Raw genomic sequence first — 21,988 nt, forward strand, 5'->3', positions numbered from 1 at the left:
GCCACCAGCGTCAACGTGGGGAGGTTGCGCGCACGGCCTCCACGAAGGCCGCGATCAGGGCGGGTTCCTTAACACCGGGCGCGCTTTCCACGCCAGAAGATACGTCGACCATGGGCGCGCCGGATGCGCCCAGAGCCTGCGCCACATTGTCCGGGTTCAGACCGCCCGCCAGGAACCACGGCCGGGCGAACGCGCGCCCTTTCAGCATCGTCCAGTCGAACGACAGGCCCATGCCGCCGGGCAAGCTGGAGCCCTCCGGCGTGCGCGCGTCGAACATCAGATGGTCCGCCGCCTCGCTCCAGACGGAGGCCGCCTCCAGATCGGCCGGGCCGGACACCGGAATGCATTTGATGATCCCGGCGCCGGTGATGGCCCGCACCTGCTGGGCCCGCTCGGGCGTCTCCGATCCATGCAGCTGGATGAAATTCGGCGCGATCCAGTCGGCGATGCCCTTCAGCAGGGCGTCGTCCGGATTAACGGTGACGACCACCACCTTCACGGGTCGTTCGCGCGCCATGCCCGCCTCTTCCAGAAGCGCCGCCGCCCGCAAGGGCGACACCGCGCGCGGACTGCGCGGATAGGCCACCAGCCCCACGAAGTCCGCACCGGCGTCCACCGCCGCCCGCAGGGTCTCTGGCGTCGTCAGGCCGCAGATCTTCACGCGAGTGTTCATGGTTCGCAGGTGAAGCTCGCGAGCCATCAGGTCAAGGCGTAGAGATCCGCGTCGGGATCCGATCCTCCCCGCACCGCCGCGGCCACCACCTGCGAGGCGATGACGGAATAGGTGATGCCGTTGCCGCCGAAACCCATGACCACGTGGGTATGCGGCATGCCGGGCGCAGGTCCGATCAAGGGCAGGCCGGTGGCGCTTTCCCCGAAGGCCCCGCCCCAAGCGTAGTCGATATCGAATTCCACGCCTGGCAAAAGGTCGTGCAGCTTTCGGGCGATGCGTTCGCATTTGCGCCGCACCTTGTCCGGGTCGTCGTGATTGTCCGGCCCTTCCTCGTCCTCGCCCCCCGCGATCAGGCGTCCGTCCCGGGCCATGCGTACATAAAGATACGGATCGGACGCCTCCCACACGAGGGTGTCCCGGAGCCATGCCGGACACCGCGCCCTCTGCTTCGACGCCAGAGCCCAGGTGGAGATCACCTTGCCGCCCGGCGTGGGCACGCCCTTCGGGAACTCATAACCGCAGCAGAACACCACGTGACGGGCCCGCACCGCGTGACCGGTGTCAGTGGCGAGGGTCACGCCGTCGGGATCGGACAGCACCTCCGTCACCTCCACGGGGGCGAAGATCCTCGCCCCGTCGGCCGCCGCGCGCCGCAGCAAGCCCGCCGCCAAACGGGCCGGATCGGCGCTGGCGGAGCCCTGCGACAGGATCGCCCCGGTGCGATCTATGCCGAACCCTTCCCGCAGGCAGGCCCGTCCAAATACTCCGACGGCAGATCCATTGCCGCTCGCGCCTCGGCCTCGGTCTTCAGCGCCCGATGACCGTATTCGTCCCCAGCCAGATAGAGCGAGCGGCGCTCCGCCAATCCGCAGGGGATTCGATCGTCCTCGACAATCCGTTTCAGCGCCTGGACCGCCGACCATGACCGCGCATAGGCACGCCGGGCCTTCGCTATCCCGATGCGGCCGCCCAAGGCCGTCAAGGGCAGGTCAATCTCCCACTGCAACAGAGCGGTCGACGCCATGGTCGATCCCATCAGGGGCGCGCGTCGGTCCAGCACGGCCACCGAATGATCCCTGGCCAGTTCACGCGCCGTGAACGCCCCGCTGATCCCGGCCCCAACCACAGCTACGTCCACCGACAACGCCGCCCTGAGAGGCCTTGTGGGCACGCCCAGTCCTGGACTGTCGACCCATACCGACCGCCCCGTTCGTAGATCCCGCTTGTTGGTGGCGCTCGTCATCAGAAACCTCAGATCGATAATCCCACGCCTGAACTCATGGACGATCGGGTTGTTGCCGAGGGATTGAAGAAGAACGCCATCAGCTGTTCGATGCAGCCTCAGGCCCAGCGGACTGTGGGCCTAGCCCACGAAACCCGCCGCCCTCTTCAATCGATCGTTGACCGCCTCGCCCAGACCGTGCGCGGGAATGGGCGCCACCGCGATGGCGCGGGGCTTCTCGCGGTCGGCCTCGCGCAGCATGCGGAACAGATTGGCGGCGGTCTCGCGCAGATCGCCTGCCTCGGACAGGCTCCAGCGTCCCTGCCCCACCGGGCCGAAGCCCAGCAGGATTTCGCCCGCCTCGGCCCGATCCGCATTCAGCCGCACCGGCGCATCCGGCGCATAGTGCAGGGCCAGCCGTCCGGGCGAGCGATGCCCCTCTCCGCCGCCCTCAGACAGGGGGCCGGCCACGGCCTCGATCTCGTCGCGCGTCACCGAGCCGGGGCGCAGCAAACGGAGCGCGCCGTCCATCACCGCCACAACCGTGCTCTCCACACCTACCGCACAGGGGCCGCCGTCCAGGGCCGCGCCCGCATGGGCGCCCGTCTCCTCGACCGCGTCATCGAAGGTGGTGGGGCTGGGCCGTCCCGAGCGGTTGGCGGACGGCGCCACCACCGCGCCGCCGAAGGCTGCGATCACCGCCCGCGCCCGGGTGTGGCCGGGCACGCGCACCGCCACCGTGTCCAGACCCGCCCGCGCCAGATCACAGACCGCAGCCCGGTCCCGCACCGGCGCCACGAGGGTCAACGGCCCCGGCCAGAAGGCGTCGGCGAGGCGCCGCGCCCGGTCATCCAGCACCGCGATCCGCTCGGCCTGCGCCGCGTCGGCCACATGGGCGATCAGGGGATTGAAGCGCGGCCGACCCTTGGCCTCGAAGATGCGCGCCACCGCCTCGCCGTTGGCCGCGTCGGCGGCCAGCCCATAGACCGTCTCTGTCGGCAAAATCACCAGTTCGCCCCGCTTGAGGGCGACGGCGGCGTGCTGGATCTCGGCCTCGGGCGTCATGCCCCTCAGCTTACGCCCTCTGGCGCAGGAAGGGCAGCATGCGCTGCAGCACATTGTCCTTGTCGATGAAGTAGTGCTTCAGCGCACCGGCCACGTGCAGGGCGATGAGGATGTACAGCGACTTCACCACCGCTTCGTGGATCGCCATCATCAGCCCGGCCGTCTCGCGTCCGCCGCCGACAGGCAGCAGGGGCCAGTTGAACAGGCCGTACCACTCCAGCGCCCGACCCGCCGCCGAGGACGCCAGCCATCCGGTCAGGGGCATCACCAGCAGCACCACATAGAACAGGATGTGCGTCGTGCGCGCCGCCAGCTTCTGCCAGCGCGGAGTCCCTTCGGGCAGGGGGATCGCCGGATGCTTCACCCGCCAGCCGAGGCGGAACAGCGTCAGCAGCAGGATCGACATGCCGTTGGCCTTGTGGGTCGCCATCCACAGGCCCGCATTGGGCCCTTCCTGATCCGCCGCCGAGATCAACAGCACCTGGCCGATCACCAGAACGGCGATGACCCAGTGCAGGGCCATGGACACGGCGGAATAACGGCTGCGGGTCTGGATCATGGCGTCCCTCCTGTATGGTGACGCCCACAGTGACCCGACCGGCGCCGTTCGCCAAGATGCGCGATGCATCCTCGCCGGCTTGACCCTGCGTGATCTTGCGCATGCGCCCCGCATCCCTCAATCAGAAGCGAAAGAAAACGCACCGCTTCAGGAACGACCCATGACCTTCCGCGCCCCCGTTCGTGATCTGGCCTTCGCCCTCGAGGCCATCGCCGGCATCGACGACGTCGCCGCCACCGGCGCCTTTCCCGACTATGACGCCGATCTGATGAGCGCGGTGCTGGACGCCGCGGGCCAGTTTTCGGAGCAGGTGCTCGCGCCCCTGAACCGGGTGGGCGACCAGAAGGGCTCGGTCTACGCCGAGGGCTCGGTCACAGCCGCGCCCGGCTTCGCCGACGCCTATCGCCAGTTCGCGGCCGGCGGCTGGACCGGCCTGTCCGCCGATCCCGCCCATGGGGGCCAGGGCCTGCCCAAGGCGCTGGAGCTTGCGGCGTTCGAGACGGTGCACGCGGCCAACATGGCCTTCGGCCTGTGCCCCATGCTCTCGCTGGCGGCCATCGAGGCGCTGCAGGAGCACGGGACCGACGCGCAGAAGGACACCTGGCTGTCGAAACTCGTGTCCGGCGAATGGACCGGCGCCATGGTGCTGACCGAGCCCCAGGCGGGCACCGACCTGGGATCACTGACCGCCACCGCCACGCCGAACGGCGACGGGACCTACGCCCTGAACGGCCAGAAGATCTTCATCACCTGGGGCGACCACGACGCCACCGACAACATCGTGCACCTGGTGCTGGCCCGCCTTCCCGACGCCCCCGCCGGTCCCAAGGGCATCAGCCTGTTCCTGGCGTCCAAATACCTGCTCAAGGACGACGGCTCGCTGGGCGAGCGCAACGCCTTCCGCCCCGTGGGCGTCGAGCACAAGCTGGGCATCCACGCCTCGCCCACCTGCGTCATGAGCTATGAGGGCGCCACCGCCGAACTGGTGGGCGAACCCAATCAGGGCCTGTCGCATATGTTCACCATGATGAACGCCGCGCGCCTGGCCGTAGGGGTCGAGGGCGTCGGCATCGCCGAGCGGGCTTATCAGGCCGCCCTGGCCTATGCGCTGGACCGCCGTCAGGGCCGCAGCGTCTGGACCGGCGAGCACAACGCCCCGATCTTCGACCATCCCGACGTGCGCCGCATGCTCTCGGTCATGAAGGCCCGGATCGAGGCGGCCCGCGGCATCTGCCTGTCCACCGGCGTCGCCGCCGACCTGGCCCGCCACGCAGAAACCGAGGAAGACCGCCGCAAGTGGAAGGCGCGCGAGGATCTGTTCACCCCCATCGCCAAGGCCTGGTCCACCGACATGGGGGTCGAGGTCGCCTCCATGGGCGTTCAAGTTCACGGCGGCATGGGCTTCATCGAGGAGACCGGCGCAGCCCAGCATTACCGCGACGCCCGCATCGCCCCGATCTACGAAGGCACCAACGGCGTCCAGGCCATGGATCTGGTGGGCCGCAAGCTGTCCATGGACGGAGGCGAGGCCGCCCGCGCGTGATCGCCGACATGCTCGAAACCCTGACCGCCATGGCAGGGTTGTTCGAGGGCAAGCCCGTCGAGCGCTTCTCCACGGCGATCACGGCGGTGGAGGACGCCACCCTGTGGCTGATCGACCGCAAGGGCGAGGCGGACGGCGCGGCGGACGTGCTGGCGGCGGCGGACGCCTATCTGCGTCTGATGGGGGACGTCATCGGCGGCTGGATGCTGGCCAAGGGGGCCCTGGCCGCCAAAGCCCGGCTGGATGCCGGCGAAGGCGATCCCGCCTGGCTGAACGGCAAGATCGCCCTTTACGAGGTCTACGCCGCCAATATCCTGGGCCACGTCTCAAGCCGCCTGGCCGCAGTGGGCCAGGGCGGAGCGCTGCTTCAGCGCATGACGCCGCAGGCCTTGGGCGCCTAGTTGCTCTCAGGCACAGGCGTATTGGCCGCCGCCGCGTCGGTCCAGTCGACGATCTGGGCGCTGACATCGGCGCTCGCCGCGTCAAAGGCGGCGACAATGGCCGAGACGCGGTTGTCCGACGCCGGAACACTCACGTTGAACAGACGCTCGTCCACCACCTCCCGGTCCGGGAACTGCAGGAGGCGGGCGCGGGCCACGATGTGGGCCACGGGCACGGCCCCTTCGTAGGCGTAGCGCGCCTCGAACGACCGCACGTCGATGTCCAGTGACAGGGCCGAGCGGCTGAACTCGCGCGGCCCGATCAGGCGGGTGTTGCGGCTCTGGTCCGAGAAGGCGCCGAGGAGGGCCTCGGTGAACAACTGGTCCGCCGGGCTGACCCAGCGGGCGCCCCCGAGGTAGGCGGCCTCGGTCCCGGTGATGGCCAGGATGCGGTCGCCGCGCGCGGCCTCTGAGAACTCGATCCGCCGCATTGAGACAGGGCGAAGCGCGCCCGTCGGCGCGGGCGGGGCCGCCTGCATCCCGGCCTCGGACGCGCCGAAGCGGTACATCTGCACCGGGTCTGGCGTGGACAACAGGGCGCAACCGGCGGTCAGACCCGCGGCGGCCGCGATCACGGCCACACGTTTCAGGATGAGGGCTCGGTTCATTGTTCGACCTCGAGTTCGATGGATTCCGGGCGGCCGATGAAGTCGCGCGGGCTGGAGCGCACTTCATCCACCAGGCGCTCCAGCGAGTCCGCCGCCTCCTCCAGGCTCTGGATGGCGATGGCGAAGCGCGGCAGGCCGTTGGTGGCGAAGTCGTTGACCGGCCCCTGCAGGCCCTCGGTCGTGTCGTTCAGGGTGCTCATGGCCGCCTCGGCCTGGGCTGCGGCGCGCTCGATGCTGGCGATGGCGCGGGCGCCGTCGCCCTCCACCAGCTGGCGGGCGCTGGCGCCCAGGGCCTCGTATTCGGCCATGGCGCGGTTGGCGCCGGCCAGCGCCTCCTCCATCTCACGCAGCATGCCGCGCCGGGCCTCCAGTTCGGTGGAGACCTCCTCGATGTTGCTCAGGCTGGTGGAGAATGAGCGGATGTTGTCGTCCGACAGCACCCGGTTGATGCGGTTCAGCGCGTCCACCGCCTCGGCCAGCACGGTGCCGCCGCCCTGCAGCAGCTCGGCGATGGGGCTGGGCTGGCTCTGGATCACCGGCACCACATCGTCATCGTACTGGGCCTTCAGCAGGGCGCTTTCAGCTTCCCCGGCCGTGACCTGGATATAGTTCAGGCCGGTGATGCCCTGGGGCTCCAGCTGGGCGCGGGAGCTGACCCGGATGGGCGTGCCGCCGTCCACGCGGACGCGGGCCACCACCTGGTCGGGCTGGTCCGGGTCGAGGGCCAGATCAGACACCTCGCCCACGCGGATGCCGTTGAAGTGGACCTCTCCGCCCTCCTGAAGCCCGCGCACGGGACCGTAGAAGACGATGTCGTAAAGGTCGTACTCCTCGGCGAACTGGAAACGGGCCAGCCAGATGACGAACACGGCCAGGGCCGCGACGATCGCGACCGTGACCATGCCGACAGCGGCGTAATGTGCGTCTCTTTCCATGCCTAATCCGTCCTCCTGACGGGTCTCATGCCGCTCGGGCCGCGGCGCGTCCGCGCGGGCCGAGGAAATATTCCTGGATCCAGGGATGGTCTGACTTCTCAAGCTCCTGGACCGGGGCCTTCTCGACCACCTTTTTGTCGGCCAGCACGGCGACATTGTCGCACACCGCGTACAGGCTATCGAGGTCGTGGGTGATCATGAAAATGCTGAGATGCAGGTCATCCGACAACGTGCGGATCAGTTCGTCGAAGGCCGCCGCCCCGATTGGGTCCAGACCCGCCGTGGGCTCGTCCAGGAACAGCAGCTCCGGGTCCAGGGCCAGGGCGCGGGCCAGGCCGGCGCGCTTCTTCATGCCTCCGGACAGTTCGGCCGGCTTCAGGTGATGGCTTTCTGGCCCCAGACCGACCATGGCGATCTTCAGCTCGGCCAGTTCGCGGATGGTGTCGCGCGACAGCCTGGTGTGCTCGATCAGGGGCGATGAGACATTCTCGATCACTGTCAGGGCTGAAAACAGCGCGCCCTGCTGGAACAGGACGCCGGACCGGCGCTCGGCCTCGGCATGCTCTTCCTTGGTCATCTCGGAGACGTCCTTGCCGAACAGGCGCACCGTGCCGCCGTCCGCCGTCTTCAGGCCGAGTACGGTGTTCAGCAACACGGTCTTGCCGCTGCCCGAGCCACCGACCACGCCCAGCACCTCGCCGCGCTCTAGGGTCAGGTCCAGATCCTGATGGATGACCCGGTCGCCGAAGGCGGTGAGCAGGCCCTCGACCTCGATGACGAATTCGGAACGCCCGGTCATACGCCCATCTCCATGAACAGCAGGGCGAAAAGCGCATCCAGGAAGATGATGGCGAAGATGGCCTGCACCACCGCTGCGGTGACGCGCCGTCCGAGGGACTCCACATCCCCGGACACCGCCATGCCTTGACGACAACCGATGGCCGCCACGACGATGGCGAAGACCGGCGCCTTGGACAGGCCCACCCACAGGTGCTCGACGCCCACGTTCTGTTCAATGCGCAGGATGAAGAAATTGGGCCCCAGGTTCAGCTGACTCCAGGTGACCAGCATCCCCCCCAACATGCCGGCGATCACGGCGATGAAGGTCAGCAGCGGCAGCATGAGCAGCAGGGCTGCCAGGCGTGGGATCACCAGGGCCTGGAACGGATCCACGCCCATCACCTTCATGGCGTCGATCTCCTGGTTCATCTTCATGGAGCCGATCTCGGCGGCGAAGGACGAGGACGAGCGGCCGGCCAGCAGCACGGCGGTGATGACCACCGCGAACTCGCGGAAGACCGAGATGCCGATCAGCTCGACCGCGAACACCTGGCCCCGAACTGCTGCAGCAGGTCCGCGCCGATGAAGGCGATCACCGCGCCGATGAAGAAATTGGTGGCGATGACGATGGGGATGGCGTCCAGCCCCGCACGTTCCACATGGGTGACCCATGCGGCCCAGCGGATGCGGCCAGGATTCTTGAGGGTGCTGCCCAGAGCCAGGACCAGCCGGCCCAGAAAGGCCATGGTCTGCATGGCCTCGCTCAGAACGTCATAAACGCCCTGGCCGATCTTGGAGAAGGTGCGGATGATGGCGTCCGGACGCTTCGGCGTCTCGGCCGTGCCGCGTTCCAGCCTTTCCACCAAGGCGTAGATGCGGCCGGCTCCGGGGTTGCTCTTCCAGGTCTTCTCCGGGACCGGAACGTCCAGAGCCTGCACCAGCACCAGGGCGCCGGCGGTGTCGAAGCCGTCCATGTCGCTGATGTCGACGCGGTCCACGGTGACGCCGTCCAGGGCGCGGTTCAGCCGCTGCGGCAGGCGGCGCAGGCCTGTGGTCGTCCAGTCCCCGGACAGGCGCAGCACGGCGCCCTTGCCGCCCGAATCGATCTGGAATTCCGCTGCCTTCATGCGCGCATCATATCCTGCCCCCGCGCATCGCCTAGATGGCGTCGCTGCGTGGACGCCTAACGTTTCGGCGTCTGTTTCCGTTCAGTCACAGCCGCACAGGCCGCCGAACGCTTCTTGCGATTTATTCGCAATGCCTCTAGGACGCCTGCACAGCCCTTTAGGAGTCCCCCATGCGCCTTCGCCTGTCCCTGATCGCCGCCGTCGCCGGCGCCGCCGCCCTGGCCGCCTGCGGCCAGAATAATCAGGCCGCCGAGAGCGGCTCCGGCGAGGTGAACCTCTACACCGCCCGCCACTACGACGCGGACCTGGCGCTGTACGAACGGTTCACCGAAGAGACCGGCATCCGGGTCAACCGCATCGAGGGCAACGCCGACCAGCTGATCGCCCGCATGCAGAGCGAGGGCGCCAACAGCCCCGCCGACGTCTTCGTCAGCGCCGACGCCGGCGCCCTGTGGCGGGCACAGAACGCGGGCCTGTTCCAGGCGGCCGAGTCGGAAACCCTGAACGAGGCCATCCCCGAGAACCTGCGCGCCTCGGGCGGCGAGTGGTTCGGCTTCTCCCGCCGCGCCCGCGTGGTGGCCTATAATTCCGAAACCGTCAGCCCCGACGAGATCGACACCTATGAAGAGCTGGCCTCGCCGCGATTCCGGGGTCGGCTGTGCGTCCGTTCGGGCGATAACGTCTACAACCTGTCTTTGGTCGGCGCCCTGATCGAGGCCTGGGGCGTGGACAAGACCCGCGACTGGGTCGAGGGCATCGTGGCCAATATGGCGCGCCAACCCGAAGGCGGCGACCGCGATCAGATCCGCGCCGTCGCGGCCGGGGTCTGCGACATCGCCCTGACCAACAGCTACTACTATATCCGCATGGCCTCGGGCGACGACGAGGGCGATCGCGCCCTCACCGAGACGGTCAAGCTGGGCTTCCCCAGCCTGGACGGCCAGGGCAGCCATGTGAACATCTCCGGCGGCGGGGTGGCGGCCAATGCGCCGAACCGCGAAAACGCGGTGCGCCTGCTGGAATTCCTCGCCTCGGCCGAGTCCCAGACGCTTGTGTCGCAGTACAACAACGAGTTCCCGGCCAGCCCGAACGTGCCCGCGCCCGCGCCGGTGGACGCCTATGCGGACTTTGACGCCCACCCGATGCCCGTCTCGAGCTACGGCCCGAACCAGGCCCAGGCCCAGAGCCTGATGAGCGAAGCGGGCTGGCGATAAGCCCCTGCCTGCACCGCAGACCATGGACGCCCGCCCGGTCGCACGACGGGGCGGGCTTTCGTCGTTTCGCCTGACCCCCCTGAGGGTGCTGGCCCTGCTGGCCGCGATCACGGCGATCCTGCCGCTGATCGGGGTGGTGGCGGCGGCCCTGTCGGGCGGGGGGGCGGACATCGCGGCCCGGGACGTGACCCGCTACGCCCTGACCTCGGCGGCCCTGGCCCTGATGGTGGCGGTGCTGACCGGGGTGAGCGGCTCCATCGCCGCCTGGCTGGTGGTGATGCATCGGTTTCCCGGCCGGAACCTGTTCGCCTGGGCCCTGGCCCTGCCACTGGCCGCCCCCGCTTTCGCGGTGGCCTACGCCTACGCCGACCTGTTCGACGTGGCGGGCGATCTGCGCATGTGGATGCGGCCCGCCCTGGGCTTCGACCTGCCCTTCGAGATGCGGACCCTGTACGGCGCGGCCTTTGTATTGAGCTGCGCCTTCTACCCCTATGTCTATCTGGCCACCCGGGCGGCTTCGTGAACCAGTCGGTCCATGCGCTGGAGGCGGCGCGGACCCTGGGCGCCACCTCGCGCGGCGCCTTCCTGCGCGTAGCCCTGCCGCTGGCCCGGCCGGCGCTGGCGGCGGGCATGGCGCTGGCGGTGATGGAGACCCTGGCCGACTACGGCGCCGTGCAGTTCCTGGCGGTCCAGACCCTGACCACCGGCGTGGTGCGGGCCTGGTCGGTCTATGGCTCCACCGCCTCGGCGGCCCAGTTCGCCCTGCCGCTGATGGGCGCGGCGGCGCTGCTGATGTGGCTGGAGCGCTGGGGCCGCAAGGGACGCGGCTTCGAGAGCCCCAACGCCCGCTGGCGGCCCCTGCCCACCACGGCCCTGAGCGGGGTCAAGGCGTGGGGCGCGACCGCCTTCTGCCTGGCGCTGCTGACCTTCGGCCTGTTGCTGCCCGCCGGATGGCTGGCCTGGTCGTCGCTGGACATCACGCCCGAGTGGCCCCGCCTGCAACGGGCCGCCCTGCACACCGTGAGCATGGGCGGGATCGGGGCGGTGGTCACCGTCCTGCTGGCCGGCGCCCTGGCCCTGGGCGCGCGGACCATGCCGCTGGCCGCGCGGGTCGCCAGCCTGGGCTATGCGACGCCGGGCGCGGTCATGGCCATCGGCCTTCTGGCCCCGGCGGCGGTGATCTGGCGCATCTTCCCCGGCGCGGCGTCCGGCTTCGGCATGGGCCTGGTGCTGCTGATCTACGCCTACGCCGCCCGGCTGATGGCGGCGGCGCTGGAGCCCATCGACTCCGGCCTCTCCAAGGTGACGCCGAACATGGTCTGGGCCGCGCGCGGTCTGGGCCGCACCGAGGCGGGCGCCGCGGCCGCAGTGCAGATCCCGGTGGCCTGGGGCGCCCTGCTGACCGCCGCCCTGGTGGTCTTCATCGACGTGCTGAAGGAACTGCCCGCCACCCTGATCCTGCGGCCCTTCAATTTCGACACCCTGGCGGTGTTGGCCGACAACTACGCCCGGGACGAGCGCCTGTCGCAGGCGGGGTGGCCGTCCCTGATGATCGTTCTCATCGCCCTGCCGGCGGTGATATGGCTGTCGCGGAAGGTCGCCGCCTCCCGCCCCGGCGCCGACGCCTGAAGCCGAGCCATGACGTGAACATGCATGTGAAAACCCCGCAGACGCTGACCCGGCCCGTCATCACGGCGCGCGGCGTCACGCGGCGTTACGGCGCCAAGACGGCGGTGGCGGCGGCGGATCTGGATCTGCATCCCGGCCGGATCACCTGCCTGCTGGGTCCGTCGGGCTGCGGCAAGTCCACCCTGCTGCGCCTGATGGCGGGCCTGGAGCCGGTGGACGACGGCTGCATCGAGGCGGACGACGCCGTGCTGTCCGGACCCGGCGTCCATGTGCCGCCCGAACAGCGCGGCGTGGGGCTGGTGTTCCAGGACTACGCCCTGTTCCCCCACCTGAGCGTGCTGGACAATGTGGCCTTCGGCCTGAAGCATCTGCCGCGCAAGGAACGCAAGGCGCGCGCCCTGGCCCTGCTGGAGAAGGTCCGGCTGGCCGCCCGCGCCGAGGCCTGGCCGCACATGCTGTCGGGCGGCGAGCAGCAGCGTGTGGCCCTGGCCCGTGCCCTCGCGCGCGAGCCCGCCGCCGTGCTGCTGGACGAGCCGTTCTCGGGATTGGACAGCCATCTCAAGAGCGAGGTGCGCGAGACCCTGATGGCGGCCCTGCGCGCCGCGGGCGCCGCCGTGCTGGTGGTCACCCACGACGCCGAGGAGGCCCTGCTCATGGCCGACGATCTGGTGCTGATGAGCGAAGGCCGCATCCTTCAGGCAGGCGATCCGGGCGACTGCTACCTGAACCCCACCTCCATGGCGGCGGCGCGCCTGTTGGGCGAGGCGAACGCCTTGCCCGCCCGCATTGCGAACGGCGTGGCCGAGACCGTCTTCGGGGATCTGCCCGCGCCCGGTCTGCCCGACGGCGCCGGGACCGTCATGGTGCGGCCCGAGGGTCTGCGCCTGTGGCTGGAGGGCGCCCCGGCCGAGATCGTCTCCACCGCCTTCGGCGGCGGCTTTCATGAGGTGACGGTGGTCGCCGCCGGCCAGACCGCGCGGCTCCGGCTGCACGGCGGGGTTCCGGCGGTGGGGGATCAGGTGCGGGTGACCATCGACGCCGACCGCGCGCGGGTGTTCGCCGCCTAGGCCCGATCCGGCCCTAGAAGCGAAGCAGGTTCAGCAGCGACGTGGACTGCAGCTGGCTGATGACCTGGGCCGAGGCCTGGATCGAGAACTGCGACATCTGCAGATCGGTCACCGCCTGGGCCATGTCCGCGTCGGTGCGGTCGCCGATCAGCTCCTGCAGCGACACCTGCTGGTTGTTGTGGGACGCTAGGATGGAGTCCACCCGCGCCTGGATGGAGCCCGAGCGCGCCGCTGTGTCGGTGACGTTGTTGTGTGCGTCTCGCAACCGGCCCAGCTGGGTCGTCAGGAAGTCGCGCGTGACGTCATCGATCTGACCATCGAGAGGACCGTTGGGTCCGGTGTGGTATTCCTGAATGTCGCGGAAGATCTGGAACAGCTCGCTTCCCACGTCATCCGCCAGGAAGCCGGTCTGGAGAGTGGCGTTTTCGTCCAGACGGGAGACCGTCGCCAGTTCGTCATTGGCGAAGACCGAGGCCACGTCCGGCGCGGCGGCCAGATCGGCCAGGGTGTCGATGGAGATCGGCTGATTCTGGGTGTCGGCGCCCGCAAACAGATAGCGGCCCTGATGCTTGGCGTTGAGCCCGTCCTGGGCGGTCTGGAAATAGGACTGCATCTCCAGCATCAGGCCGTCGGCGCGTCCGGCCGCGATGGCCTCGGCGATGGCCTGTCGGGCTCCGTCGGCGCCGGCGGCGATCCTGTCGAAAGCGAGCGCTTGGGTGGTCATGCGGGCGGCCACGGCCTCGCCGGTCTGGATGAAGCCGTTGATGCGGCTCTTCGCTGACTTCAGCGCCGTCAGGGTTTCGGCGCCCCGGCCATAGCCCGTCAGGTCATGGGCGACCTTCTCGGTGGACAGGCGCTTCTGGGCTTCCAGTCCACGCGACTGCGCCGACATCAGATTGAGCAGGGCGCTCTGGTAGTTTCCGAAGGTGGAGACACGGGTCATCACATCATCCCCATCAAGGTGTCATACATGTCGTTGGCGGCCTGGATCAGGCGCGCCGAGGCGTTGAAGGCCTGCTGGTAGGTGGTCAGCAGCACGAGTTCCTCATCCAGATTCACCCCCTCCTGCGCCACCTGACGGGCAGTGGCCTCGTTGTAGAGGCCTTGGGCGGCTTCCTGACGGGCCTTGGCGATGGACGCCTTGGCGCCGATGTCGCCCGCCATCTCGGAAGCGTATCGCGAGATGGAGATGGGTCCGCCAGAAGCGCCGCCCGCCGCCTGGAACGCCGCGGCGTTCTGGCCGGCGTCCGCCAGCAGCAGGGCCCCGCGACCGTCGCCCGAAGACAAGCCCGAGGTTCCCGGCGCCGCGCTCAGGTCCAGTTGGGCCAGGGCAAGATGGCTGGGGCTCTGGCGGATGTCGGCGCGGATCGAGAAGCCGTCCGCCCGCGAGGCTCGCGTCCCGCCGATGCCGAACAGCTCGGTCAGGGAGACGCCCGACGGAACCTGGGTCGTGCGGTCCTCCAGCACCGACAGCTGCGGCGCCGGCGTGCGGGCCGAGATGAAGCTCAGCGCGCCGGACGCGTCCAGCGAGAAACTGCCGAAATAACCCACCCCGGTGTTGGAATCGTTCAGGGCGATCAGAAGGTCATCCACCGTCCCGCCCGCCGGGATCGTCACCTCGATGTCGCGCAGGCGCGCGCCGGTGTCGCCGGTGAAGCGGAACTTCAGCGTCTCGCCCGCCGTGAAGCCGTGCGGCGAGGTCGTGGTCAGGCCGGTGTCATAGAGCGCAGGCCGGTCTGTGGAGACCAGATCGTTGAGGCCGAAGAAGTGCGAGAAGCCGCGCCCGGTCTTGCTGGAGGGATCGGCGGGATCGTCGGCCACCACCAGGCCGTTTACGCCCGCGGCCTCCAGACTCAGCACCCCGCCCGCGAAGCTGGCGGTGGCGGCCCCGCCCAGTTCGGCGTTCAGCACCGCCAGGAAGGTGGCCGGGGTCGCCGGGGTCCCGTTGAGGGTCATGGTCCCGCCCGAGAAGACGATCTCGACCTGGTTCTGGACCACGCCGGCGGGATCGACCACGGCGATGTTGGTGGTGCCGGAAAAGCCGGCGACGGCGTTCTCGAACGACTGGCCCACATTGCGGCCGGTGAGGGTCGCGGGAGCGGGCACGGCGCTGTTGGCGTTGTGGGCGCGGTTCAGCTCGTCAGCCACACGCGTGACCAGTTCGGCCAGCCGTTCGGAGGCGGCCGGAGCGTCCACATTCCGCAGTTCGAGCAGGCCTTTGATCTCGCCGGAGGTGATGTTCTCGGCCAGGGACCGCTTGGTGCCGCGGGGCTCGGTCACCCAGATTTCGGAAAAGGCGCTCTCGCTGTTGACCGATCCGGCGCGCTGATACTCCAGGGTGGCGTACCCGTCCCCGGCCAGCAGCACGCCGGCGGAGGTGCGGACGCTGACTCCGCCCTGGGTGCGGGCGCTGACGCGGACATCCATCAGCTCCGACAGTTCACCGATCAGCTTGGCCTGGGCGCTTTCGGCCCCGGAGGCGTCAGCGCCGGTGACCGAGGCGCGGGAGATCTCGATGTTCAGGGCCTCGATCTGCTCAAGCAACAGGTTGGCGCCGTCCACCGCGCTCTGGATGCGGCCGTCAGCGTCCTCGCGCACCGCCTGGATCTGGGTCTGGATGCGGGCGGATTCGTCGAACAGGGCCTCGGCGCGGAACAGGGCTTCCTGCCTGCGGGGCGAGGAGATGGGATCCTCCGCCGCCACGGCGAAGGCCGAGAACATCTCGTCCACCTGGCTGAAGAAGTCCGTCCCGCCGCTGGGGTCGCCGAACAGGTTCTGGATGCGGTCGAACAACTCGTAGCGCACGCCCTGGCGCGCGGCCTCGGCGCCCGCGTTGAAACTGGCGGCCTGAAGGAAACGATCGGTGGCCAGCCGCACCCGCGCAATCTCGACCCCGGCGCCCATGCCCTGGGTGGTCATGGCCCGTTGCTCGGCCACCTTGCGGACGTAACCGGGCGTATTGACGTTGGCGACGTTGTCCGAAACCACCCGCAATTGACCCTGGGCCGTCATCAGGCCCGAGGTGGCGGTGTTCATGATCAGGTTCAGGGACATCCGCGTACGCCTTCAGCACCGCGACCCGGCAAAGCCTGCTGGCGCCCGGGCGGTTTTTGCCCGGCGTCATCCAGTCGATATTTGCTCAAGTCATTGATCGTCATGACATTCTCAATTCACGGCGGTCGGCCGCGCTGATCACGGCGCAAGGGGCGGGCCAGTCGGCGGCTCTGCCCGGCGCCGGGCAAGAAAGGGCGCTCGGCACGGCAAAAAGCGCCTCTCGGACCGATTGAACGCGCACGTCGAATTTCAGTTTTCTTTCGTGATTTCAGACTGATGACGGGAATACGGCCATGTGGCGCGGCCGTTGCTTGGGACATCGATGTGAAATTCCGGGCGCAGCACGCGCCACCCCATCCCCAAGCCTCAAGGCCCGCCCGGTCCATGTCAGCGCTCGATCTGTTCGCCATGCTGAACGCCCCCCTTGCGGGGAACGGCGCCGGTGCGTTCACGCCCGGTCAGCCTGACGGCCAGGCCGACGGCGCCTTCGCCGGCCTGCTGGCCATGATCGCGCCACAGGGCGAAGGGACGGGCGAGGCGGCGACGGCTCCGACGACGGCCAGTGTCGGCATGTCCCTGGCGCCGTTCCGCTTCAACGGGTCGCCCCCCCTCGTCGCGTCCGACGAGGCATCGTCGGACAGCACCGGAATCGAAGACGCAGACGACGCCGGACTTGATGCGGAGGTCGTCGTTCAGGCCGGGCTCGGGGTCCCGGCGCCGCCTCCCGCAGCCTTGACGCCGACCCTCGCGCCGGCTCTCCCGACCAACTCATCCGTGTCGGCTGTCGAAGCGACTCCGACCCCGTTTGAAGCCTCCCCCCAGGCGGGCTCGGCGACGACCTCTCCTGAAGCGGACCCGGCGCCCCCGCCGGTTCTCTCCCCCGAGGGCGAACCCTTGATGGCGAACGGCCGGCCCACGGCCGCCGCGCCGGGACACTCTGAAGCAAACGCCGGGGTCCAGGTCGCTGCGCCACAGGGCGCCCAGATCGTTCAAACCAACCAGACCGCGCAGACCACGCCCGCGTCTCAGCCGGGCGCCGTCCCCGACCCGTCAGCAGCCGTTGCGACGCCCGAAACCGCGCCGGAAACGACCCGAACCGCTACAACCGCTGCAAGCGCTGACGCACGCGCCGCGACGGAGGCCGCGCGCGCGCTCGGCCAGCAGGCGGCCACGACCGCCCTCGCCCCCGAGGCCGAGCGGCTGGTCCAGCCGCCTCGACCCGACCCGGCCCAGACCGACCGACGCGGCGAGCGACGTGACGGGGAGAGCCGCTCCAGCCTGTTCGCCACGACGGAATCCGGGGAAGCGTCCCGTCCTTCCGTCGCCGCACCCGCCCAGACCAACGCCGCTGTCGCCGCACCCCCGCCGCCCCGTCCCGGAACCCCGCCGGTGGAGGCCCGCGTCGAACCCGCCCACATGGCCGTGAATCCGGCGCGCCCGACGGCGAAGCGGCACCCGAGCCGGCTCGCACCCTCGACAACCAGAGCGCCGCCTCCGTCCGCGAGCACCTGCCGAGCACCTTGTCGCGGGCGGGCGTCGAGACCACCGCCATGCTGTCCGCCCAGATCGTGCGGCGGCTTGAGGCCCGGTCCACCCGCTTCGACATGGTGCTGACGCCGGAACACCTGGGCCGGGTCGATGTGCGCATGGAAGTCGACTCCGACGGTCAGCTGACCGCGCGTCTGGCCTTCGACAATCCGGCCGCCGCCAACGAACTGCGCGGCCGCGCCGACGAACTGCGCCGCCAGCTGGAAGCCGCCGGCTTCCAGATGTCCGACACCTCGCTGGAGTTCGCCGAGCGTGAGGGCGGACGACGCGACCAGCCCTTTGACCGCCGCGATCGCGCCTTCACCGGCGCAGGACGCCTGGCCGACACCGCCGACGCCATTTCCGCGCCCCCGCGCTGGACCGCCCTAAGCCTGACGCCCGAGGGCGTCGACATGAAAGTCTGACCCATGGTTGACGTCATCTCCACAGCCCAGGCTGGCAGCCGGATGAACGCCGGCAGCCAGATGATGGCCTCGAACTTCGAGACCTTTCTTCTCCTGCTCACCGCCCAGCTGAAGAATCAGGACCCGTTGTCCCCGCTGGATTCAAACGAGTTCACCGGCCAGCTGACCCAGATGGCCGGGGTGGAGCAGCAGCTGCTCACCAACGACCTGCTGACCGCCCTTCTGGAACAGAACGGCGGCGGGGCGATGACGGGCGCGGCCAACTACATCGGCCGCGAGGCCACCGCCGCCTGGGAGGCGGTGAAGTATCAGGACGGCGCGGCCACCTGGAGCTACGAACTGGCGTCGGACGCCGCCGATGTGACCGTCGAGGTCCTGAACGGCAACGGCGACGTGGTCTGGACCGGCCAGGCCGACCAGACCGCCGAGGGCGTGCACGACTTCACCTGGAACGGTCAGACCGCAGGCGGCGGCCAGGTCCAGCAGGGCGGCGTCTACACACTGCGCGTGAGCGCCGCCTCGGCGGGCGGCACGGCGGTGGATTCACAGGTGCTGATCCGCGGGCGGGTCAGCGGCGTCGAGATGTACGACGGCCAGCCCTTCCTGACCATCGGCCGCTCGGTCGTGCCCCTGACCCATGTCATCGCCCTGGAGGAACAGGCCCAGGCCCAACTTCCGCCGGACGACGACGAGGAGAGCCTGATGGCCTCCATCGTCTCGGCCCTGAACCCCTTCAACTGAACCCACTGAACACTTTCGTTCCAGGAGTCCCACCATGAGCATCAACAGCGCGCTTCTCGCAGGCGTTTCGGGCCTCGCCGCCAACTCGGCCGCCCTGTCCGCCATTTCCCAGAACATCGCCAATGTGAACACCATTGGCTACAAGCGCTCCCAGGGCGAGTTCCAGACCATGGTCAACGCCCAGAACCAGGGCGCCGGCTATTCTGCGGGCGGCGTCATGGCCAACACCCGCAACTTCATCAGCCAGGCGGGCCAGCTGCAACGCACCGGCTCATCGACCGACCTGGGCATTTCGGGCGCCGGCTTCTTCGTGGTCACCGAGCGAGCCGAGGGGCTGACGCCCGCCGACACCCGCCTGTTCACCCGCGCCGGCGCCTTCCGCGTGGATGAGATGGGCTATCTCAAGAACACGGCGGGCCTCTATCTGCAGGGCTGGCCGGTGGACAGCGACGGCAACATCAACGCCGATCCATCCGACCTCAACCGCCTGCGCTCCATCAACGTCGGCACCGTCGGCGGCACCGCCGAGGCCACCACCCGTGTGCAGCTGAACGCCAACCTGCGCTCCAGCCAGGAGGTGTCCGCCGAAGCCCTGGCCGTCACGACAGCGGGGCCCAACGCCTATGACCCCGCCACCAACTCCATGGCCATGTGGGATCCTGAGCTGGGAACCGGCGTGAAGCCGGACTTCGAGTTGACCATCCCGGTGTCGGACTCCAAGGGCGGCCAGCGCAGCCTGGCGGTGTCCTTCCTCAAGAGTGACACGCCCAACCAGTGGTACGCCGAAATCCGCGCCATCCCCGAGGGCGATGTGGTCACCGGCGCCGGCCTGAACAACGGCCAGCTGCGTTCGGGCATCGTCGCCTTCACCCAGGACGGCCGTCTGGATGTGCCGGCCATGCAGGCCCTGGGCGCCGCCGCCCTGTTCGATGATCCGGAGAACGCCAGCCTGTCCTTCGGCGCTTCGGACAGCGGCGCACCGGCCGCCGGAGAATTCCGCTGGGCCGACGAGCTGGGCATCGATAACCAGGTCGTGACCTTCGATCTGAACGCCTCGGCCGGCGGCCTGACCCAGTACGACAGCGCCTCGGTGGTGCAGGCGACCCTGACCAACGGCACCGCCTTCGGCAACCTGACGGACATCCAGATCGACGACCAGGGCTCGGTCACCGCCATTTTCGACAACGGCGTGATGCGGCGCATCGCCCAGGTGACCCTGGCCACCTTCCCCAGCCCGGACAATCTGACTGCGGTGAACGGCAACGCCTATTCCGTCAGCCAGGCCAGCGGCACCTATAACCTCAAGGCCCCCGGTTCAGGGGGGGCCGGTTTCATCGGCGCTTCGCAGCTGGAGGCCTCGACCGTGGACCTGTCCACCGAGTTCACCGGCCTGATCACGACCCAGCGCGCCTACTCGGCCTCGTCGAAAATCATCACCACCGCAGACCAGATGCTGGAAGAGCTTCTGATGATCAAACGCTGATACGCGGGCAAGTAATCGTTAGAGTCGATGAATCATTGCCTAAGCAAACCGGGTGGAATCCCTTGGGAAACGGCGGATTTTATCTTTCCGTTCACCAAGGCGCTTAAGCGGCCTTTTAGGGCGTCGGCCTATGCTCATGATCGTGATGGTGACGTACGAGGCTCAAGCCCATGCTGAAAGAACAGCGCCTAAATAACCGCGGCGAACGGTATGTGGTGGGCCCGACGGGCACCCCGCTGACCCTCGCTGACCTGCCGCCGCCCAACACCGATCGTTGGGTCATCCGCCGCAAGGCGGAGGTGGTCGCCGCCGTGCGCGGCGGTCTGCTCTCGCTTGAGGACGCCCTTGAGCGCTATCGTCTGACCGCCGAGGAATTCATCGCCTGGCAAAAGGCGATCGACAAATGGGGCATGCAGGGCCTGCGCACCACGCGCATCCAGCATTACCGCCAGTAGTCGCGGGGTTTCTCCGAAGGTTTCAGGGCCGCGTCCGCAAGGGCGCGGCCCTTTCCTTTGGGCGCAGCTCGAATTCTCCGTCTTTAACCCCTAAATGGCGGCCATGACCCTGATGGAGCCCCTCTGCCCTGTCCCCGATATCGCGCGCACTGACATGGACGCGGCGATCGAGTCCGCGCGCGCGGCGGTCGGCCTGCCCGTGGGCGCAAGGGTTGTGGCGGCCATGTCGGGCGGGGTGGACTCCACCGTGGTGGCGGCCCTGCTGGCCAGGGCCGGCTACGACGTGGTGGGCGTGACCCTGCAGCTCTACGACCACGGCGCGGCGCTGAAGAAAAAGGGCGCCTGCTGCGCCGGTCAGGACATCCACGACGCCCGGCTGGCGGCCGAGATGATCGGCATTCCCCATTATGTGCTGGATTATGAAAGCCGCTTCCGCGACGCGGTCATCGACCAGTTCGCCGACAGCTATCTGCGCGGTCAGACGCCGGTGCCCTGCATCCGCTGCAATCAGACGGTGAAGTTCCGCGACCTGCTGGACGTGGCCCGGGATCTGGGCGCCGAGGCCATGGCCACCGGGCACTATGTGCGCCGCGCCGCCGTCGGCAATCGCGCCCAGATGCGCAAGGCCGTCGATCACTCCCGCGACCAGTCCTATTTCCTGTTCGCCACCACGGCCGATCAGCTGGACTATCTGCGCTTCCCCCTGGCCGATCTGGAGAAGCCCCAGGTGCGCGGCGTCGCCGCCGAACTGGGCCTGAAGATCGCCGCCAAGCCGGACAGCCAGGACATCTGTTTCGTGCCCACCGGCGATTACCGCACCCTGATCGACCGGCTGCGGCCGCAGGGACGCGAGGCCGGCGAGATCGTGCACATGGACGGCCGCGTGCTGGGGACCCATTCCGGCATCACCGACTACACCATCGGCCAGCGCCGGGGTCTGAACGTGGCGGTGGGCGAGCCCCTCTTCGTCGTCAAGCTGGAGCCGGAAACCCGCCGCGTCATCGTCGGCCCGCGCGAGGCGCTGCTGACCGCGTCCCTGACGCTGGAGGAGACCAACTGGCTGGGCGACCAGGCATCCATTGAGGAAGCGGCCCGCGACGGCGCGGCCGTGCTGGCCCGCGTGCGCTCCACCCGCGATCCCTCCCCCGCCCGCCTTGCCATGGAAGACGGCGCGGTGGCCGTGGTGTTCCATGAGGGCGAGGAAGGCGTGGCCCCGGGACAGGCCTGCGTCCTCTATGACCCCGCCGATCCCGACCGCCTGCTGGGCGGCGGCTTCATCAAGGGCACGACGGCGGTGGCGGTTTAGGGTCCCACTGCTCAGGATTTCACATCCGCTCATCCCCGCGAAAGCGGGGACCCAGTCCTGTCCAGCGTGGCGCCGGAGCTTCAGGACTGACGGATGTCACCTGATCCTGATCCGCTGCAACACCCAAAGCACTGG

At 68.9% G+C, this 21,988-nt stretch carries 17 protein-coding genes and 3 pseudogenes; 10 read left to right on the forward strand and 10 right to left on the reverse strand.

Going from position 1 to position 21,988, the window contains the following annotated elements; genetic code table 11:
• Positions 1-10 precede the first annotated feature (10 nt).
• The 4 genes and pseudogenes from MBEBAB_RS00430 to MBEBAB_RS00445 all read right to left on the reverse strand — a co-directional run bounded on the left by MBEBAB_RS00430 (position 11) and on the right by MBEBAB_RS00445 (position 3,519).
• Positions 11-673 carry a phosphoribosylanthranilate isomerase gene (locus MBEBAB_RS00430; RefSeq protein WP_045318604.1) on the reverse strand — a complete coding sequence of 221 codons (663 nt, stop codon included), beginning with the start codon at positions 671-673 and terminating at the stop codon, positions 11-13.
• Positions 674-699: 26 nt separating this feature from the next.
• Positions 700-1,916: pseudogene (locus MBEBAB_RS16965) on the reverse strand (NAD(P)/FAD-dependent oxidoreductase).
• 120 nt (positions 1,917-2,036) lie between these two features.
• Positions 2,037-2,960 (reverse strand): L-threonylcarbamoyladenylate synthase, encoded by a 924-nt coding sequence (locus MBEBAB_RS00440; protein ID WP_021695942.1) that lies wholly within the window; start codon positions 2,958-2,960, stop codon positions 2,037-2,039.
• A 10-nt stretch (positions 2,961-2,970) separates the two neighbouring features.
• The gene (locus MBEBAB_RS00445; protein WP_021695943.1) at positions 2,971-3,519 is read right to left on the reverse strand and encodes a cytochrome b; all 549 of its coding nucleotides are present in this window, start codon (positions 3,517-3,519) and stop codon (positions 2,971-2,973) included.
• A gap of 160 nt (positions 3,520-3,679) precedes the next feature.
• On the opposite strand from MBEBAB_RS00445, the pseudogene MBEBAB_RS00450 reads away from it, so the two are divergent.
• A pseudogene (locus tag MBEBAB_RS00450) lies at positions 3,680-5,463 on the forward strand (acyl-CoA dehydrogenase).
• Here the strand turns inward: MBEBAB_RS00450 and MBEBAB_RS00455 are convergent.
• The 4 genes and pseudogenes from MBEBAB_RS00455 to MBEBAB_RS18505 form a co-directional block, all read right to left on the reverse strand.
• Positions 5,460-6,110: an ABC-type transport auxiliary lipoprotein family protein gene (locus MBEBAB_RS00455; RefSeq protein ID WP_021695945.1), complete on the reverse strand. Its 651-nt coding sequence runs from the start codon at positions 6,108-6,110 to the stop codon at positions 5,460-5,462. The pseudogene MBEBAB_RS00450 and the gene MBEBAB_RS00455 sit on opposite strands and share 4 nt — an antisense overlap.
• Entirely contained in the window at positions 6,107-7,045 is a 939-nt protein-coding gene (locus tag MBEBAB_RS00460) for an MlaD family protein (RefSeq protein WP_021695946.1), read from the reverse strand. The genes MBEBAB_RS00455 and MBEBAB_RS00460 overlap by 4 nt, the downstream gene beginning before the upstream one ends.
• Before the next feature lie 25 nt (positions 7,046-7,070).
• A complete protein-coding gene (locus tag MBEBAB_RS00465) occupies positions 7,071-7,844 on the reverse strand; it encodes an ABC transporter ATP-binding protein (protein WP_021695947.1) in 774 nt (257 codons plus the stop codon).
• A pseudogene (locus tag MBEBAB_RS18505) lies at positions 7,841-8,952 on the reverse strand (MlaE family ABC transporter permease). The gene MBEBAB_RS00465 and the pseudogene MBEBAB_RS18505 overlap by 4 nt, the downstream one beginning before the upstream one ends.
• A gap of 170 nt (positions 8,953-9,122) precedes the next feature.
• Between MBEBAB_RS18505 and MBEBAB_RS00475 the strand changes: the two are divergent.
• From MBEBAB_RS00475 to MBEBAB_RS00485, 4 genes are read left to right on the forward strand one after another with little or no spacing between them, the layout of a single operon-like run.
• Positions 9,123-10,166, forward strand: coding sequence for an extracellular solute-binding protein (locus MBEBAB_RS00475; RefSeq protein ID WP_021695949.1), 1,044 nt, complete (start codon positions 9,123-9,125; stop codon positions 10,164-10,166).
• A 22-nt stretch (positions 10,167-10,188) separates the two neighbouring features.
• Positions 10,189-10,689, forward strand: a complete 501-nt coding sequence (locus MBEBAB_RS16390; protein ID WP_021695950.1) for an ABC transporter permease family protein — start codon at positions 10,189-10,191, stop codon at positions 10,687-10,689.
• Positions 10,686-11,795 carry an ABC transporter permease gene (locus MBEBAB_RS00480; protein ID WP_021695951.1) on the forward strand — a complete coding sequence of 370 codons (1,110 nt, stop codon included), beginning with the start codon at positions 10,686-10,688 and terminating at the stop codon, positions 11,793-11,795. Before MBEBAB_RS16390 ends, MBEBAB_RS00480 begins: the two co-directional genes overlap by 4 nt.
• Before the next feature lie 20 nt (positions 11,796-11,815).
• Positions 11,816-12,862: an ABC transporter ATP-binding protein gene (locus MBEBAB_RS00485; RefSeq protein WP_045318605.1), complete on the forward strand. Its 1,047-nt coding sequence runs from the start codon at positions 11,816-11,818 to the stop codon at positions 12,860-12,862.
• Between the two features lie 13 nt (positions 12,863-12,875).
• Here MBEBAB_RS00485 and MBEBAB_RS00490 read toward each other — a convergent pair whose 3' ends face one another.
• Together MBEBAB_RS00490 and flgK are read right to left on the reverse strand one after the other, a co-directional pair.
• The gene (locus MBEBAB_RS00490) at positions 12,876-13,805 is read right to left on the reverse strand and encodes a flagellin (RefSeq protein WP_021695953.1); all 930 of its coding nucleotides are present in this window, start codon (positions 13,803-13,805) and stop codon (positions 12,876-12,878) included.
• On the reverse strand, positions 13,805-15,916 hold the full coding sequence (gene flgK / locus MBEBAB_RS00495; RefSeq protein WP_021695954.1) for a flagellar hook-associated protein FlgK: 2,112 nt from the start codon (positions 15,914-15,916) through the stop codon (positions 13,805-13,807). The genes MBEBAB_RS00490 and flgK overlap by 1 nt, the downstream gene beginning before the upstream one ends.
• Before the next feature lie 1,520 nt (positions 15,917-17,436).
• On the opposite strand from flgK, the gene MBEBAB_RS00505 reads away from it, so the two are divergent.
• From MBEBAB_RS00505 to mnmA, 5 genes are all read left to right on the forward strand, one after another.
• The gene (locus tag MBEBAB_RS00505) at positions 17,437-17,868 is read left to right on the forward strand and encodes a flagellar hook-length control protein FliK (protein WP_021695956.1); all 432 of its coding nucleotides are present in this window, start codon (positions 17,437-17,439) and stop codon (positions 17,866-17,868) included.
• Positions 17,869-17,871: 3 nt separating this feature from the next.
• On the forward strand, positions 17,872-18,609 hold the full coding sequence (locus MBEBAB_RS00510; protein WP_021695957.1) for a flagellar hook assembly protein FlgD: 738 nt from the start codon (positions 17,872-17,874) through the stop codon (positions 18,607-18,609).
• Between the two features lie 34 nt (positions 18,610-18,643).
• The gene (gene flgE / locus MBEBAB_RS00515; protein ID WP_021695958.1) at positions 18,644-20,092 is read left to right on the forward strand and encodes a flagellar hook protein FlgE; all 1,449 of its coding nucleotides are present in this window, start codon (positions 18,644-18,646) and stop codon (positions 20,090-20,092) included.
• A 170-nt stretch (positions 20,093-20,262) separates the two neighbouring features.
• Positions 20,263-20,547, forward strand: coding sequence for a CtrA inhibitor SciP (gene sciP, locus MBEBAB_RS00520; protein WP_021695959.1), 285 nt, complete (start codon positions 20,263-20,265; stop codon positions 20,545-20,547).
• 103 nt (positions 20,548-20,650) lie between these two features.
• Complete coding sequence (mnmA, locus tag MBEBAB_RS00525) at positions 20,651-21,853, forward strand: tRNA 2-thiouridine(34) synthase MnmA (protein WP_162471529.1); 1,203 nt, start codon at positions 20,651-20,653, stop codon at positions 21,851-21,853.
• Positions 21,854-21,988 lie beyond the last annotated feature (135 nt).

It is taken from the genome of Brevundimonas abyssalis TAR-001, from assembly GCF_000466985.1.
In the GTDB taxonomy this organism is placed as follows: Bacteria; Pseudomonadota; Alphaproteobacteria; order Caulobacterales; family Caulobacteraceae; genus Brevundimonas; species Brevundimonas abyssalis.